This is a genomic window from Mucilaginibacter sp. 14171R-50, from assembly GCF_010093045.1.
Lineage (GTDB): Bacteria > Bacteroidota > Bacteroidia > Sphingobacteriales > Sphingobacteriaceae > Mucilaginibacter.
The window spans coordinates 3,008,161-3,024,902 of record NZ_CP048115.1; the positions used below are offsets into that span (position 1 = coordinate 3,008,161).

Sequence of the window (16,742 nt, forward strand, 5' to 3'; positions counted from 1 at the left end):
TGTTTACGGACAAGGTTCACTACAGAATCGATCATCTATCATCTTACGTATCAACACCGCAAATAATCATTGCGCTTTGGAAATGATTGAGCCATCTTTCGACTTTATTTACTTTTAAGCAACAACAATATGTTTATTTTTAAAGAGGCGATGGCGGAGTTCTTCAGTCATTGCCGGTATGAAAAGAACCTTTCGGAGAAGACCCTGAAATTTTACCAGATCGACCTACTGCAATTCAGCGCCTTCCTCGAACTGCAAAGCTTTTCTCAGTCCGTCAAAGAAATAGATAAGACCCATCTCAAAGCTTATCTGAAAGAGATCTCCGGTTGGAAGCCAAAGACGATCAAGCGCAAGGTCGCCACGTTGAAGGCGCTTTTCAATTACCTGGAGTTTGAAGACCATATCGTAGCCAACCCGCTGCGCAAACTCCGGATCAAGATCAAGGAGCCGGCCTTACTGCCCAAAGCGCTGAACGCCGCAGAATCAAACGATCTGCTCAAAAAGGTATATGCTGCACTGCTGACTGCGGATAAAAGCAGGTACGCGTACCTGGAGGCCTTGCGGAACATCGTGGTGATCGAGCTGTTATTCGCGACCGGGGCCAGGGTGTCAGAAATCGCCAATTTGCAGCGCAGCGCCCTCGACCTGCAATCAGGCACCGTAACGATCCACGGCAAAGGCGGCAAACAACGCATGATACAGCTTTGCAATCCCGACACCATCCATACGCTCAGCACCTACTGCGAGCTGTACGCCGGCAAGATCGCCTGTAGCGGGGGTTACCTTCTTATCAACCGCCTGGATAATAAACTTTCGGACCAGTCGATCCGGCTGTTGGTGACCAGTTTGGCTATCAATGCCAAGATCGGAAAGAAGGTCACGCCCCATGTCCTGCGCCACACTTTCGCTACCCTGCTGCTCGAAAACGATGTAGATATAAAATACATTCAGTCCCTGCTCGGCCATAGTTCGATCATGACCACCCAGATCTATACCCAAGTCAATCTGGAAAAACAAAAACAGATCCTCGCCGAAAAGCATCCGAGAATGAGTTTTACAATAGCGATGCAGTAATATGAATAAAGGATAACTGATTATTATCGATGACTCTCTTATCATTAAAAAATCTCCGGGTCGTTTTGGTTGCTGACCGGACTTACAAAAGTTATTTACAGTCCGACATCAACGGGGACAAGCTCGAAATGATCTCGGATGAGTACTTCGACGAAGTTTATTCAACATTAAGTTCGATTTGTAAAGAGGTTGTGCATTATCAATCGCCGGAAGAACTAAGCCAACACGCTTCCCAACACGCGGAGGATATTGTTTTTACAATTTATGGCGGCAGCGGCTCCAGGAACAGGCTGGCATTAGTCCCTGCTGTTTGTGAGTCTCACCATATAAAATTCATTGGTGCCGATGCTTATGCCAGGATCGTCTGCCAGGATAAGTTTCTTGCTAAGGAATTCGCAAAAAGGCAAGGTGTGCGCGGTGCGGCCGGCGTGCTTATCGATGACCTGAAATCGATGCAGATGATTGAGACATTAACATTACCGCTGATCGTAAAGCCGAATTTAGAGGGCAGTTCCATCGGGATCGCGGATAGTTCCAAGGTCCACGATTATTCAAGCGCTTACCAACTGATAAGACACCTGCTCAATCAATTTAAGCAGCCGGTATTAGTTGAAGAGTTTATCAGCGGTAGAGAGGTTGTAGTTTGCATCATCGGTAACAATGATGGCATCCGCATGTTCGAAGCGATGGAAATCATTTTTGAGGACAATGAAGACTATTTGCTTGATAAGGTTTATTCCGCAAAAGACAAACATTTGCCTGATAGTGACAGTTACCACCGCGTGGTTACCGGGCTGCTTTCACCAACTGAAAAAGTAAACCTTAAAAACCTTTTTCTTAGTTTGGGAAAAATGGATTTTATGCGGATCGATGGTAGGTTGAACGACGACGGTTTTTTCCTAATTGAGATCACTCCAGATTGTTATATAGGTGAAGATTGTTCTTTTGCCGACGCGATAAAACAAAAAAAAAGGAGTTACAGGGATTTGTTAACCGATATCATTCATACCGCATTAATGAGCTATCGTATTCCATATTCCAATTACAAAGGAAGCTGATCGCCCGGTCTTGGAGCGATAAAAAATATTCTTCATCGTTTTCAGGTATGTGTACTCCATAAAGCCAAAACCGCCAGATCGGGGTTTCTTCCATTCCGAGTTCATCGATACGCTTGCGCCAATGACCCGCTAATACAGCGTTACCGGTTTTTTCATAATATTTATGAAGGTCAAAAAATGCATACCTCAGTATTTCTTTATTAGCGAAACTGGGCTGTTCCAATATCTTGAGCATGGTAGAAATGGCCATTTCCGCATCCGAATCCTGATTTTTGAAATCCATTAATATCAGGTAGTTCATGGCAATGGTGAAGCGGTCGAAGTCGCCCGATGCAGTGACCAAAGCTTGTCGGAGTAATTCTTCAGCGTTACCGTTAGTGATACCACGGGATAATTCTAGTACGGCCAAATTGTTCCACAAGGTATGTTTTTCGGTGATTTCATCCCCTAATTCATCTTCTGCCTGCAAAAATTGTTCTTCTGCCTGCCTATATTTTCCGGTTAGGCCTAAATGGACACCGTAGGTAATCCTTGAAAACGCGGCTTGTCTTTTTGCGCCGAAACGTTCGAAATGCGAAATACTTTCCAAGTAATAGGGCAAACCGTCGACGTAATTGAAAACCAATTCGGCGTTCCGCAATAAAAAGCCGTATTCAAAAAGGTTCACGTAGGAATCGTTTCGATAAAGGTCAAAAAATTCGGCGGAGGATAAAGATTTATTCCCGATGTCGTAATTGGTCACCAGTTTGACCAAACGGAGTGCCAATTCGTAGTTAGAGCCCGTTATGGCTGTCGACAGTTCGGATTCACAAAAACCAATCGCATCGCCATGTTTCCCTATCTGCTCCATTAGCATCGCCTTTAACAAACGAAAAACCTTTGCGTTGTCGTTCAACTGTAATAAAATCTCCCAGGATTTTTGGCTGTGGCCCAATTTTAACCATATTTCAATTAACCAATGGTCTAAACGAAGTAATAAATCATGGTGTTTGATGGTATCCTTTTGAAAAAGATTTAGCCGGACGTCAGCTACATAACCGATCATCTTCTCCGGATCCCGGCTCTTCAAAGCTTCCTGGTTGATAAGGTCTAAAAGCCCGAACACCTTGGCATCTAAGGTCAGTAAAGAGGAAAAATACAGTACTTTCATCAGCAGCCAGCCGCGCGATAAAAATATGTCACGTTCATCCAATAGTTGTTCATAGGTATTCAGCCAAAACCGTTGTCCAATAATAGAAAATAGCCCAGACCTTGATAATTTATGTAGTGCTACGGCAATGCTGTCATGGGCGAGCATCACTGTCCCGGCCGATTTCTTTATCAGGTACCTGTTTTCCAAGGCTGATAGTATGCTATCGACGTCGAGCACATAAGCTAAGGCTTCCTTGAATGTCGTCAGTCGCTTCAATAAATTTATTTCTACTGGTTCATGGTGTACTGCGATGATCGTCAGCAAGAAAAGTTCAGCGTTTTTCAAGACATCGATATGTTCTATGGTTGCAGAAAGGATATCGACCACTTTAACCCCTTTGACCGGTAAACCGTATCTCAACTTCGCCAATACATCGACGATGAGTCGCATATTACCATTCCAGTTCACATAAGAATTTTTCAGGACTTCCCAGGTCAGGTTTGGCTGTTCATCGATCAATCGTTTGACGTCCTCCAACGAAAGTGGGGCTACAGGCAGGAAATCAACGGTGATATTGTTCTCCTGTAGTATGGAAACAAGTTCTGAAAAGTGATAGCCAGTCGCACTGTCCTCCGTGAACTCCAGCAGATAGAGACAATTATTGCTGGAACGGATGATGGAAGTCAATAATTCCAATGACCTATAATCGATATTTTGGACATTCTCGATATTGACGATCATGGAATGACGGCTGCACTCGTGTAGAACATATTCATAAATGGTCAAAAGTATGTCCGAATGCGTGGATTGAAAAAAAGCGCTGGCGTCGAAATCACCAGATGCAAAAACCAGGTCCCAAACACTTTTGGCAGTATTTGAAAACGGGACAAAAGCACTGAGGTCTGTCTTGAAATTGGTCCCGATCTTTTTGACCAGCACGCTCGCGCTGGCGCTCTTCCTCAAAAAATCTTCCAAGGAATAGATTCGCTTATCCTTCCTCGCATGATCGTGCATTTCCTTGGCCAGCTTCGTCAGGTAATAGCCTGCTGAATAACTATCCTTTTCAGCCTGCTGGATAGGTACTTTGATTGTTGGGTATAGTTCAGCCTTCCTGTCAAGAAAGTTCCTGGCAAGCTCACTCTTCCCGACACCGCTCTCTCCGCACAACATCACGGTATTGGTCCCGACGCCTACGTCTTGCCCACGTATCTCCAGGAATTCGAACTCTTTGGTACGGTTGACGAATTTTGTAAACATCGATAATAATCAGTTATCCGTTATTGGTTTGTAATTTTGTTTCCATCGTGTTGTTCGCCCTGTTATTAAAACGGTTCATCAATATACCGCCTTCGGTCGTGTAAACACCAAAGTCAATCTTTTCCGGTATCCATGTGAGGTCGCTGTAGATCGGTCTTACGAAATAAAAAACGCCAAGGTTGTTTTGGCAATAACGCTCCATTGCCCGAAATAATTTTCCTTGCAGCGATAAGCCGCGGTTCAATTCACGTAATTGCGGATAGATATTCTGATCCAATTGCCCGTCGTTACAATGGGCGATGAAATGTCCCTTATCATACCCTTCAAACGCAGGGGTGTCCTTAAAAGGACCTAAAAACTGTTTCATTCGATAATTTTTCCGAACAGAAGTATTTGCCGCCGATCTCGCCAGTATAAATATAACCCGCGCTGTCCGGCTGAAGATATCAGGGCTAGGGTCTTCCGTACAATCAAAATACAAGGTGTAATTGCGGTTGACGTTGTCATTAAAATATCTGACCTCCGCATCTTCGAACTTCGATTCGTATTCTTCCGTTAAGTGATATGCCAGTTCCTTTCGTAAATAAACGACTGATTGTTCATAATCCGGTCCGGGTATAGCTGAGAAAATTCTGTAGTAATCGGTCATGATTGCGGTCAGGTTGAACTACCCGAATATAATATTATTTATCTGGATTGAAAATATCAATAAGGGATAACTAATAATTATCAGGCGACGATGTATAAAATAGATCCGGAATTTGTGACCTATCTCGATGTGATCGACAAATTTGTCGTGATACTGGGGTTGCCTATTGCTTTTATTCAATACTTCCGTACTAAAAAGAAAGAAAAACGAGATAGGGAATATGGTACTTATAACGCCCTTGATGAAAAATACCTGGAGTTTCAGAAACTATGCCTGGATCATTCCTACCTAAACATTTTTGATATACCTGATGAACACCCGAAGCAGTTGGATGAAAAACAGGCCAAGGAGGAGCTTATATTACTGACCATGTTGTTTTCCATTTTTGAACGGGCATACCTGTTATATTCAGACCAGTATTCGGAGATCAAGAGAAAGCAATGGTTGGGCTGGGAAGACTATATCCGCTCGTTTTGCCACCGGGAGAACTTCTTGCGCGCATGGGAGGTCAGTGGAAACACATTCGATACGGATTTCGAAGGCTACATGCGACAACTGATTAGTGAGGTTCGCAACGAGCTAAAAATATTAGCGGAAAACGAGAAACTTAATTCAACACTTCCTCAAAAGGGAGGCCGCTAGCACAGCTTTGGCACGTATCATAGTAATCGCAGACAATTTCTTCCCCGGCTGCAATGTCGCGGTCTGTGAAACAATAATCGACCAGCCCAGCTTCATCATAATGATTAATGAAATTCGGATCAAGCGAATGATTGGTAAAACGCGCATTATCGCCACACAAATACCAGTTACCGGTCACTTCTTGAAAACCATGAATTTGAATATAAGAGATAACGTTCAGCGGTAATCGGCCAAGGGTTTCCGGGGTAAAAAGGCGGTCAAAACTTTCGTCGCGCCTCCAGTATACAGTACCTTTAGATATGGGTACTTTAGCAAACAGGGCCATGCCTTTTCCTTCAACTGGTGCTATATAAGTTTCTACTAAAAGCATTGATGCCGCCTGATAATTATTAGTTATCCTTTATTGGTTCACTAATTTAGTAAAAGTTTCGAAAATTGTTAATGGAGAAATCAATACAGATAATGTTCAGTTATCCATTGTACCCAACTGTAAACTTCACTAATGAAGTTTGATCATGCTTTAGTTATTTTAGTAATTACTTGATAACTGATAGTATAAGCTTAGCATTTTTCACATCGCATATAATAATCAAGTTTGACGAACGATGTTATCGGCGTTGTTATGGCAAACTTTCTTATACTTTTATAATTTGTCTGCCTGCACAAGGGATAGTCACTGTTATCAGTGGCAGGGAGGTGAATTTTGATCGTTCCAGTTTTTGGCTTTCTCATAATTATAGCGTCGTAACCATTGCTCAGATATTATGCAACGGCTTAAGTTCAGGAAAAAGATTCATAAGGAGAGAACCATTTTCCGGGTAAGGTATAGTTCCTGTTCGCTCATAATAGTTAAACCGTCCTTTTAATTTTCCGCTTTTATCTTCAAGCAGTAACTGATCGTAGTAACCATATACTTTGATCGCACGAAAATATAGCATGGCATAGTCTTTTTGGCTGTCAAATATATAGTGCGCAACTTGTTTCATATGGATGTAGCGGAAGCCAATGATCATTTTATATTTTAGGGAGCTAACTGCCATTAATATTTTATTCAGCCGGGTTAATTCAAAGGCCGCATATTGATTAGCTAAACCGGCGTAGACCTTGACAGTTGCCCATCGTTCGATCTGTTGCTTTTCGTATTCGCTCTGGTTAAAATAATTCTTATCGTAAAGTTGCTGTAAATCTTGCTGATCGTGCTCCGTCATTACATAGCCCTTACGAAAGAGGCAGGTTAAATACTGCTGAAAAAACATCTCATCCGGGATACGTAATATTTCCTGGAAAACATTTACCCCGTTATGAATAAGTAATGCTGTATTTACGAGGATTTTGTCGGTGCTGCAAAGAAATCGCAGAAAGTTAAATTTTCTGCGTTCGAAAAACAATTTGGTTATGATCTGGGCATTATCTCCACAAAATTTCAGCCTTTCCTCCAAATCCTCCGCTGAAATTGAATATTTGATCAAGTCGGATAAATGCTCTCTTTCGTTTTCATGCAACCAGTCCTTTTTGTAGAAACGGTTCAGGTATTCAGCGATTTTGTCCTGTGTCCTTTGCGTTTGTGCCCTGGCATCTGCTTTCTTGCGATCAACCTTAAGTTGTGTCAGTTCCTCTTCTATCACTTTTTGACCGCCTTCAGAATCATAATAATAAAATTTCTCGTGACTGATAAAACGGATCTCATCTAAGCCGATAGACGCTTCATTCCATCGCGCCTTAATTTCTAAGTCGTCAATAAAAAATTCACGATAATAACAGGTAAGGATCAATTTGCCGGATTCCCTGGACTTTGCCTGCGCTTTCTGATCGAAGACATACACATTGTTATTGTTGTTATAAAAAACATCCTTTTGGGTAAATTTCTGAAGGTCGGACTGCAAAGAGAAATTTGGAAACACCCAGATCAGATAAACACCTTGCTGTTGGTAAAAAAGGCTGCGTCCAACAATTACGGATAGAAATGTTGTTGACAACTGCAATTCAAAGGCGATCTTCCCAATCTTGTTATGATCGGCAAGGACATCAGGCTTCCTCCATTTATTGGAAATGGCCTGATCTTTATATACCTCATCGACCTTTACGCTGTTGATGCCCGGATTAAGTGTAAGGAAATGGGCGATCAACCGCTTCAGTGTATCATGAAGGATACTTTCTTTTTCGCCGTTATACTTGATACACCTGACTTCTTCTTCTGTTAACCGGCTTTGAGTTTTTATTACACAATCCGCACTTTTATAAGGATGGGTAAAATAAAAGGTTTTTTTTTGATCCGTGGACACCCGCCCCCGGATCGCTACAGGCTGTTTGCAGTACAGACATACTAATTCCACAGCATTATTTTGCAGATTTTTTTCAATTTGCGTACGTAGCTGAAATATCTTTGCTTCATTCGTATGCTGATCCTTAAACAGTTCATCCACCTCTATCTGTTCTCCGGTTGTAAGGTTCAATATGGTTTCGATTGTCCGTTGACTACTCATAAATTTCAGCTGGACTATACAGCCATTATCAAATATGTTATGTCACTAAATAAATTAGCCGTTCAGTTAATAAGTAATCAACCATTGCAGCCCCGTCACCTGACGAAAATTATACATGGTTATAAAACTGTAAAATAGTTGATAATTAGTGATGTTATCCACCGCATCTCTTAACTGGCGAAACGCGTCAGAGTAGCTACTACCTTGTAAGGTGACAGATTCAATCTGCTTGCTAAAATTGATAATGAAGTTTCGATTGTTTTCTTCGGAGTTGCGCTGCTGGCTATCACTGAAACTATTTATCGTTTCCACTATATCCACGCTTTTGATTGGTTCAGGTTCACTAAAGGCCATAGAAATTGTACCGGGATCAGTAAACGTATTATAATGATGCCCGGCCAAATCACTTGCCCGCGTAAAATTCGAGTTGTTGATGATGCTGCGGCTTATGTGTGCCGACACCAGATCATTATGGTCATGAAATGCAGGGCAGGCATATAAGGTCAATACTTTGCTTCCCACCTGACTGTCAATATTCTCCAGCAGTTCCTGCTGACGCTGGTAGACTTCATACCTGAAATAATTCCTTCTCCAATGCCGCCATTCTTTTCCGCTACTACGCGTAATGATTTCAGGGCGTTTATATTGAAACAACAAATTAACCTTTAAATTAACGGGTATATTATCAATAACAACCGACAGATAATCTTCCATATCCCTTGCAATTGTTCTTAATTCAACGCCCCTCAGGGGACGGATGGGCCAAAGCGGATGTTTAAAAAAATGCCAGAGCGCCGAATGCCTGGAAAAGGCGGAAGAATCAAAACCCAAAAAACCCTCCTGAGCCTGTCCTATAGGATATACAACCTTTGACCGACTCGCCAACTCTATGTTAAAATAATTCTCATAGGTTTTTTCCTCGAATGTTGCCGTCACGGTTTAAGATTTATAGTTAAGTTTACTTTATTCATGAATTCTCAGTACTGTTAATGCGCATGATTAATTAGTTTAACAATCCAAAATATTAAGCCGATATCAACAGCGCCGAGCAACCATAAAACATTTTTAAGCAGTTCAAAACGTTTATTCCTTAACTCCAGGTCGCGAATCTTTTCATCTTTTTCCCGTAAACTACGCTCATAAACCATTTTCTCATTTTGCAATTGCAAATTGTCCCGTTGCAACTTATCCATATCAGCCTGGCTGTTCGCAGTTGTTTGAAATGATTGGAATTGAGCCGTAAAGCCGCCATTTTTGATTAAAAGGACAGCTTTGGGCTCGCGAACGATCAGCATTGGCAGATCTGCTTCTTCCGTATACATGATTGCATTCACCATACCGGTTTCAACCAATATTTCCACAATGGCATGCGCCAGCGATTCATCACCGTCGAACATGGCTAATATTTGCTCGCGACTCAAATTATCCTTATTACCGAATGCGTCCAGTATCGTGTCCAGCATCCCCGCTTCGTATTCATTGATCTTCATTTGTTGAATTTAAGTACATTTTTTAATCTTTTTACGCTGATAACTCACGTAAAATTTGCCTGATAACGGTTATCGGAAATCCGGCTTGCTGAGTATCCCGAAACTGATCTAGCGCGCGCTCGGCATGCCAGCGCAGGTGTGCGGTCTCGACCGGAAAAGCTACAGCGTGCTGATCTGCCGTACTATGCAGAAAATCTTCGATTAATAATAGATCGTCCTCGCCCTTTTTTGAGAAGCCGAACAGTAATTCCAATAGAAATTGTTTTGGCGCTTCCCAAAACCGATACTGATCATATACCGGATCAACAAGCATGTGGGCAACTGATTGTAAACGGTTCAAACCGGCTGCGGTGTCAACCTCCCAAATTATTACGGCGTGTGAAAGATGGAGCGGGGCGATGTGTGTTCTTTCCAGTTCAGCTCGTTGGTGAAATTTTCGAGCAGGATTTCTAGTTTGCGGACAGTCAATCTTTCATGCTTGCACTGTAAATATACGGGTTTTCCGGTATCAGGGTTGTTATCCCGTATGTCAATGCCGCGCTGTTTGTTACCCGCCCGAAGATATTTTTCAAAAAAAGGTTTTTTGAAAAAGTCCTGGGCAAGAAAAACAATGAGCGTTTCAAAATCTTCCCAACTGACAAACTCCCAATCCAGTAATGTATTTTCCATTTAGTAAACCGTGACAGGTTACGGTAGGTAAATTTTGCTAAAAATTTTGGATATGCCAATTTTCCGGGTAAACAAATATTCATGGAAGCATGTATCTTTAACCGTTCTAAACCCACCTTACCATGTCAGAAGTAAAAACAACGATTGATTTAGCAACATTTGTTTACCAGAAGTTGCAAGCATCAAAATTCAAAGGCAAGAAACCACCGGAAACAGTGCTTTCGAGCCTGTTCAGTATACTTTTTTATGCAAGTCTGGCAACGGAAGAAAGCGATTTCATTAAAGTAACCGTAACCTTACTGACCAAAGAATTTAAAGCCACCGCATCCAGGCAGGGGTCGTACGACGAATCACAACTGTTTCCATTCGATGAACCTATACCATTTACTGAAAAAAACCTGATCAAGTTATCAAAAGCGGCGGACCCCTGGAGCTCTTCTCTCGCCGTTGATTACGATGATCATGATCAACTATTTATATATGGAATGATCGATCAGGCACTTCATTTCCAAAGCTTTCTGAATTTTGAACGGGAGGAAAAGCCACATACAACGGGGATAATCCAAACCATTATAGAAGATGTTGGCGTTTTAAACGTGATCTTCGAATTTGAACCCTTAGCGACCTTAAACAAAAGCCAGCTTACCCGCCGCTACATCGATGTTTTTAAACAGGGACCCGTTGCTGACTTTATGAAAAAGAACACCGCCGAGTTGAAAAAGCATGTTGATCGTTTCATACGGTCTGAAAAATACGCTGAATTTACGCTTGCAGATTGGGAGGAGCTGATAGAGAAACTTTATGTACAGTCTATCTCCCGGATTTTATTAAAGATCAGGAATTACCGGCATGGCGGCGCTATTTTAATCACCAACGACTTTATTAAGGGACTGGCACCAAAATATTCACTGAATTATGACAGACTGGAGATAGCAAAGAGCAATCTGTTAAAGACATCTATTCTTTATGATTCCGTAACAGGTGATTTGGACGTTGCAGAATCCGAAGCAAAAAAGGCTGTTTCGATGGACGACTATCTTGACTATGCTGAAAGTATGGACGCTTTGCAAGAGGCAGAAAGTGAACTTAAAGGTGCGGTCAGGTTTATCTCATCCCTAAGTTGCGTTGATGGCCTTGTCGTTTTGTCATACCGGCTTCACGTCAAAAGTTTTGGGACCGTTATTACGGAAAAGGAGCTGCCCGAGAGCGTACAGGTCTCGTCAACCGCGGTAGCGAGAGCAAATCTAAAGCCGATGGATCCTAAGCATTTTGGCACCCGCCACCGTTCTTTATTTGCCTATTGTTATGCAAACCCTGGTAGTTTAGGTTTCGTCATATCGCAGGACGGAGAAATCAGGGCAGTAATGAAGGTAGGTGAAGAACTTGTCATGTGGGAGCATATTAAAGTTCATCAGTTTCTCAAAAGCAAAAAAATATTGCCGCTTTCTCCGGCAAAGAGTTAGCAGGTAACTATCGCAGTGTTGATACCAATCACAACATGGAGCATAACGATATGGTTTATTTCTTAAGTTTGATAAACCTTTACTGTAAACCATTATAATAAAGTCATGATCGCTAAAATTGATGTTTCACAATTCGGATTATTTAAGAATTATGCTTGGGATACAGCTATCACAAATGAGTCTTTCAAAAAAATAAACATTATTTACGGTCGGAACTATTCTGGAAAAACTACTTTGTCCAGGATATTTAAGTGCATAGAAGACACCCTGATGCATAAAGACTACTTCACCTGTCAATTTAAGGTGACACTTTCCGGCGGTCAGGTCGTTACCAATTCCAATCTACAAGACTTCGCACAACATCATAAGATCCGCGTTTATAATACTGATTTTGTGCGCGAAAATTTAGGATGGTTGCATCGTGAGGACGGAACGATCAAACCTTTTACCATATTGGGTGCCGCCAACGTGGAACTCGAAAAACAAATTGAGGAAATTGTAACAAAACTGGGTGCAGTTGAAAGTAATAAAGGCTTGATTTATGAGCTTGCGGAAGAAGAAACTTCTTTGGCAAACCTGCGTAAGCAAAACAATAACAAAGGCAATGAAATTGAGGATAAGCTTAAAAAACGTGCTGCTGATCATATTAAGATAACAGATACTTTATTTGTGGCTTCATCAGCGAAAAAAACTTACACCATAACGGATATAAAGGCTGAAATCATCACCATTGGCGATAATCCCGATACTCACTTCCTCGACGCAGAGCAAACAGAAATATTATTTAAGCTGCTTAAAGAAGCGGCAATGGATGATATAGATCCGCTACCCTCCAATAAGCCAAAATTCGCGGAATACGCGCAGGATTGTGAAACAATACTTCAGCAAAAAATAACACCAAGCAAGCCGATAACCGAACTCATCAATGATAGTTTATTGCAGGAATGGGTTAGACAGGGTATCGATAAACACCGAGGTAAACGGGCAACTTGCGGTTTTTGCGGCAATGATCTGGGAAGCGATCTGTGGGATAAATTGGATCAGCATTTCAGTAAGGAATCAGAGGAATTGCGCAATAAGATTAGGAGCAAAATAGATGAACTGGAAATTGCAAAAAAAGGTTTGAATAATTTCTTGACGCTAAAAAGAGACTTGTTCTATGGGACTTTGCAAGGTGATTTTGACATTGCATTCAAACAGTGGAGCGCCGCAAGCAGCGTTTATATGGAGAATATTGAGCGGCTTATCACCGAATTAAAAGCACGCGAAAAGGACATTTTCAAAGAGCGCAGCTTACCGGAATTGACCGATGCTTCAGAAAGTCTTATCAAGGCGATCAAAGCATTTAACGACGCGCTCACCGATCATAACCGAAAAACAAGTACCCTGGCTAAAGATCAGGACATCGCCCGGAAAAAATTACGCTTGGCACATATTGCGCAATTTATAACTGACATTGATTACAAGAATGTTATGGCTGCGGTTGAAGCTGAAGACAGTAAATTGAACCTGATGGGTGGTGCGGTAAAAGGTAAACGGGAAGCGATCACCAGGCTACAGGACGAAAAAAGGAATTTGGAAGCACAAGCCAAAGATGAAAGCAAAGGGGCTGAGCTTGTTAATCAACATTTGATGCACTATTTTGGCCACAGCGAACTAAAGCTCGTTGCTGAAGGTGAACAACCTAATGTTAAATTTATTATCCACAGGGATGGCGCGCCCGCGAACAATTTAAGCGAAGGTGAATGCAGCCTGATCTCTTTTTGTTATTTCATGGCAAAGATCGAAGATGAATTGAAAGATGAGACCGAAAGCGACAAGCTGGTCATTTATATAGATGACCCTATCTCCAGCCTCGATAGTAATCATATTTTTTTTATGTTTAGTTTAATTGAAAATGTCATTGCCAAGCCCAAAAAATATGGTCAACTGTTTATTTCAACGCACAACATGGAGTTTTTAAAGTATGTTAAAAAACTGACAGGAATGAAGACCAGCAAGAATGTCGGGCATTTCATGATCGAACGACGCAGCCAAAGTAATAGCATATTGATGTTGGCGCCACCTTACATGAAAAACTATATTACTGAATTTAATTACCTGTTTGATCAAATCTATCAATGCTCAATTGGTGACAGAGAATTTATCAACAATAACTATCAATATAGCTTTGGAAATAACATGCGTAAATTTCTGGAATCGTATACTTTCTACCGATACCCGACTCACAACATGAGTTTTGAACAACGGCTGTTAAAATATTTCCAAAATGATGGAGTAACTTACACGCTGATTAGTCGGGTCATCAATGAATATTCGCATATGGAGGATCAGTTTGACAGAGGTATGCAACCTATCGATATGGACGAAATCACAAGAGTATCCAGTGCAGTTATTGAAAAGATCAGAACTGCCGACCCTGACCAATTTGAAGCATTAATGGATAGTGTTAATCAGGTTGCTTGATTCGGTTTACTGTAATTTCAAGCATATGCGTACCTTATATTCATTTTGATCTTGTTTCCACCAGACTCATCCGATGAGCAAGAAGAAAAACAACAATAAAATTCAGGAAAACCCGCTAAAATTGCAGGCTAAACACAAACGTGATTATTTGTCACGCTTGAAGATGGTGTGCGATAACCTGGTTGGCCGCGGTTGGTTTGAACTCATTCCTGCGGTTGATTTGGATAGCATTTACGAAAAGCGTTACCCGTCGCTCACGGTCAATAGGGCACCGGATGCGACCATTGACGTAAACCGTTGGCAAATCTACCGCAAAACCTTATCGGAGTTACTGGGGGCTCCAGCTTTTGACGTCACCGAGCAAAGCATTCCGCTCAAAACTATGCTCAGTGAGGGACTGACGCTTATACATTTTGTTTCTATGATGGCCGAAAAACGTTTTCCACGATCGGAAGAATTGCGGGCCGTTTTTAAACCTTTTTTGATTACAACCAACGGCTACTATAGCTATATTGCCGATCAGTTTGCTTTCCTGCTATTTTTGATGGATGTGCGCAGTGGTAATTTCCAGGATGGCTTTCTGCACGCCGACCGAACGCAGACAAACATCGGGAAAGTTCCGGCAACGCCAAATACGATCATTGTACACTTATACAAACCAATCATAAGCAATGTAACTATCAAAGGAAGCAAGCGCGAAGTTGTCGCCGTAAACAGGTTTGTTCCGAAAGGTATCAGTTTGCAGGTAAAGTTCCGGCCTTCGGCTATCGGTCTGCAATCAGCGGCAGATGACCCTTTACCGGTTTATATTCAGCGCCATGCCCTTCACCGTTTAGATGAACGGCTTGGTTTGAAATCCAACAATGTGCATTCCCATTTATTTTTCAGCCTATATGAGCAGCCTGTAAATTATGTCCTTGGTAATAGCTGCACTTTGATCGAATTTAATATGTATGAATACAAAGTAGGGTATTTACTCACCACCATGCACGATGATAAGTTGGTGATCCGCTCTTTTTTATTTCTAACCAATGATGGCACCCCGGAAGGCCGAAAATTGAGGGCATTGACCGGCCTCACAAAAATTGACAAGAAATATTTGGACATCGATAAACTATCCACTTTCACGGCTTATCGCATCCATGAAGATGCGCAATTGGATGCCATATTTCGGGAAGCAGGTTGCGGTTCATTGCTGGATGCCAGAAACCTTCAGGCTATTGCCGCAGAATATACGCCGGATCGCAAAAAGACCGCCTTACATAAATTCTTCGGCACAGATCAAAATATATGAACTTATATCTTTTAAAATTAAGCGCCCAATATAATGGATGAAGTGATAAATGAAGTTTTGACCCTTTTCGACGAGGCTCAGCAAAGAAGTGAATCTGACTTTGTGCTCACCCTCATGAACTACAAGGGAATGGGAGATCGGGAATTAGTAACCAATTTATATGAATGGTTCGAATCGATAGAATTCTATAAACAGCTTTATCAAACATTGACCGGAAAGGAAAAGACCAGGATGGGCTTGATGGTGTATGCTACTTTTTTTGAGGGAAGTGAGTTCTACAATATTATTGGCAGTTTTTGCAGAATTAAAACCGGCTATAAAGGCTCGTCATATTTATTTTGGAAGACGAGGAAATATGAGCGACTACTATGGGTTGGTGAAAAACATGATTTTTTGACCGAGCTTTTGCAGATGCCGACAAGCCCCACTTAATCGATTTCTTCACAGAAAACTATTTTAAAGAGATAAGAAATACATTCGTTCATTCAGCATATTCGATTGATGATGAAAAGTACTATCTCCATGATTCAGAACCGGTATATATAAATAATATTGGCCATTCCAAATTTAGCATCAATGACTTTTTATATCCCAAAATTGACAATGTAATCTTGCTATTTGATGCTTTTAAAAAGAAGTATTTTGAAAGCATGATGGCATATCAGGAAGATAAAAAGGTAGTCGGTTTCTTTCCAGATCCAATAGAGGTTATTATTTTAGGATCTGCGGAAGGCTTACAGGGGTTTCGTATGAAAAACTCTGTACAATTTTATGGCGAATGGCATGACTCTGGTATTTGGTACGACCCAAAATGGAATATGCGGGCTGGCCACAATATGACTATGTATTTCGAGAACATCGAAACTATTGAGATCGGAGATCAACTTGCCCGGTATGAGCAAAAAGAAAACATCAAACGTAGCGATGTCGAATTTCAAAACTTATTAGATAAGGTACTGGAAAGGAAAAGAACTGATGAAGTCATCCGCATAATGCTAATTATAAAAAAATTCGGTGATGTTCAGTAGTTTCTTCTTGCAATGGTTCAACCTCTATCCCCCCCCC

General features: G+C 41.5%; 16 protein-coding genes. 8 read left to right on the forward strand and 8 right to left on the reverse strand.

Annotation, left to right across the window (positions count from 1 at the left end; all coding sequences use genetic code 11):
* The first annotated feature begins 129 nt into the window (after positions 1 to 129).
* Both GWR56_RS13690 and GWR56_RS13695 read left to right on the forward strand, forming a co-directional pair.
* Positions 130 to 1,074 carry a tyrosine-type recombinase/integrase gene (locus GWR56_RS13690; protein ID WP_162431792.1) on the forward strand — a complete coding sequence of 315 codons (945 nt, stop codon included), beginning with the start codon at positions 130 to 132 and terminating at the stop codon, positions 1,072 to 1,074.
* A gap of 29 nt (positions 1,075 to 1,103) precedes the next feature.
* On the forward strand, positions 1,104 to 2,132 hold the full coding sequence (locus GWR56_RS13695) for a hypothetical protein (RefSeq protein WP_162431793.1): 1,029 nt from the start codon (positions 1,104 to 1,106) through the stop codon (positions 2,130 to 2,132).
* Here GWR56_RS13695 and GWR56_RS13700 read toward each other — a convergent pair.
* The gene (locus GWR56_RS13700; protein WP_162431794.1) at positions 2,074 to 4,521 is read right to left on the reverse strand and encodes a hypothetical protein; all 2,448 of its coding nucleotides are present in this window, start codon (positions 4,519 to 4,521) and stop codon (positions 2,074 to 2,076) included. The two genes, GWR56_RS13695 and GWR56_RS13700, sit on opposite strands and share 59 nt — an antisense overlap.
* Positions 4,522 to 4,534: 13 nt before the next feature.
* Positions 4,535 to 5,170, reverse strand: a complete 636-nt coding sequence (locus GWR56_RS13705; protein WP_162431795.1) for a DNA/RNA non-specific endonuclease — start codon at positions 5,168 to 5,170, stop codon at positions 4,535 to 4,537.
* A gap of 114 nt (positions 5,171 to 5,284) precedes the next feature.
* Here GWR56_RS13705 and GWR56_RS13710 point away from each other — a divergent pair, with 114 nt between their 5' ends.
* A complete protein-coding gene (locus tag GWR56_RS13710; RefSeq protein WP_162431796.1) occupies positions 5,285 to 5,812 on the forward strand; it encodes a hypothetical protein in 528 nt (175 codons plus the stop codon).
* On the opposite strand, the gene GWR56_RS13715 is transcribed toward GWR56_RS13710, so the two are convergent.
* From GWR56_RS13715 to GWR56_RS13740, 6 genes are all read right to left on the reverse strand, one after another.
* Positions 5,778 to 6,182 (reverse strand): SET domain-containing protein-lysine N-methyltransferase, encoded by a 405-nt coding sequence (locus GWR56_RS13715; RefSeq protein WP_162431797.1) that lies wholly within the window; start codon positions 6,180 to 6,182, stop codon positions 5,778 to 5,780. The two genes, GWR56_RS13710 and GWR56_RS13715, sit on opposite strands and share 35 nt — an antisense overlap.
* A gap of 385 nt (positions 6,183 to 6,567) precedes the next feature.
* Entirely contained in the window at positions 6,568 to 8,265 is a 1,698-nt protein-coding gene (locus tag GWR56_RS13720; protein ID WP_162431798.1) for a DUF6035 family protein, read from the reverse strand.
* Between the two features lie 96 nt (positions 8,266 to 8,361).
* On the reverse strand, positions 8,362 to 9,231 hold the full coding sequence (locus tag GWR56_RS13725) for a hypothetical protein (RefSeq protein WP_162431799.1): 870 nt from the start codon (positions 9,229 to 9,231) through the stop codon (positions 8,362 to 8,364).
* A gap of 50 nt (positions 9,232 to 9,281) precedes the next feature.
* Complete coding sequence (locus GWR56_RS13730) at positions 9,282 to 9,785, reverse strand: hypothetical protein (RefSeq protein WP_162431800.1); 504 nt, start codon at positions 9,783 to 9,785, stop codon at positions 9,282 to 9,284.
* A 31-nt stretch (positions 9,786 to 9,816) separates the two neighbouring features.
* Complete coding sequence (locus GWR56_RS13735) at positions 9,817 to 10,098, reverse strand: hypothetical protein (protein WP_162431801.1); 282 nt, start codon at positions 10,096 to 10,098, stop codon at positions 9,817 to 9,819.
* A 56-nt stretch (positions 10,099 to 10,154) separates the two neighbouring features.
* Positions 10,155 to 10,454, reverse strand: coding sequence for a hypothetical protein (locus tag GWR56_RS13740; RefSeq protein WP_162431802.1), 300 nt, complete (start codon positions 10,452 to 10,454; stop codon positions 10,155 to 10,157).
* Between the two features lie 122 nt (positions 10,455 to 10,576).
* Between GWR56_RS13740 and GWR56_RS13745 the strand changes: the two genes are divergently transcribed.
* From GWR56_RS13745 to GWR56_RS13765, 5 genes are all read left to right on the forward strand, one after another.
* Positions 10,577 to 11,917, forward strand: coding sequence for a putative sensor domain DACNV-containing protein (locus tag GWR56_RS13745; RefSeq protein WP_162431803.1), 1,341 nt, complete (start codon positions 10,577 to 10,579; stop codon positions 11,915 to 11,917).
* 105 nt (positions 11,918 to 12,022) lie between these two features.
* Positions 12,023 to 14,383, forward strand: a complete 2,361-nt coding sequence (locus tag GWR56_RS13750; RefSeq protein WP_162431804.1) for an AAA family ATPase — start codon at positions 12,023 to 12,025, stop codon at positions 14,381 to 14,383.
* A 73-nt stretch (positions 14,384 to 14,456) separates the two neighbouring features.
* Positions 14,457 to 15,677 (forward strand): hypothetical protein, encoded by a 1,221-nt coding sequence (locus GWR56_RS13755; RefSeq protein ID WP_162431805.1) that lies wholly within the window; start codon positions 14,457 to 14,459, stop codon positions 15,675 to 15,677.
* 33 nt (positions 15,678 to 15,710) lie between these two features.
* Positions 15,711 to 16,109 carry a hypothetical protein gene (locus GWR56_RS13760; RefSeq protein ID WP_162431806.1) on the forward strand — a complete coding sequence of 133 codons (399 nt, stop codon included), beginning with the start codon at positions 15,711 to 15,713 and terminating at the stop codon, positions 16,107 to 16,109.
* A gap of 218 nt (positions 16,110 to 16,327) precedes the next feature.
* Entirely contained in the window at positions 16,328 to 16,705 is a 378-nt protein-coding gene (locus GWR56_RS13765) for a hypothetical protein (protein WP_162431807.1), read from the forward strand.
* Positions 16,706 to 16,742 lie beyond the last annotated feature (37 nt).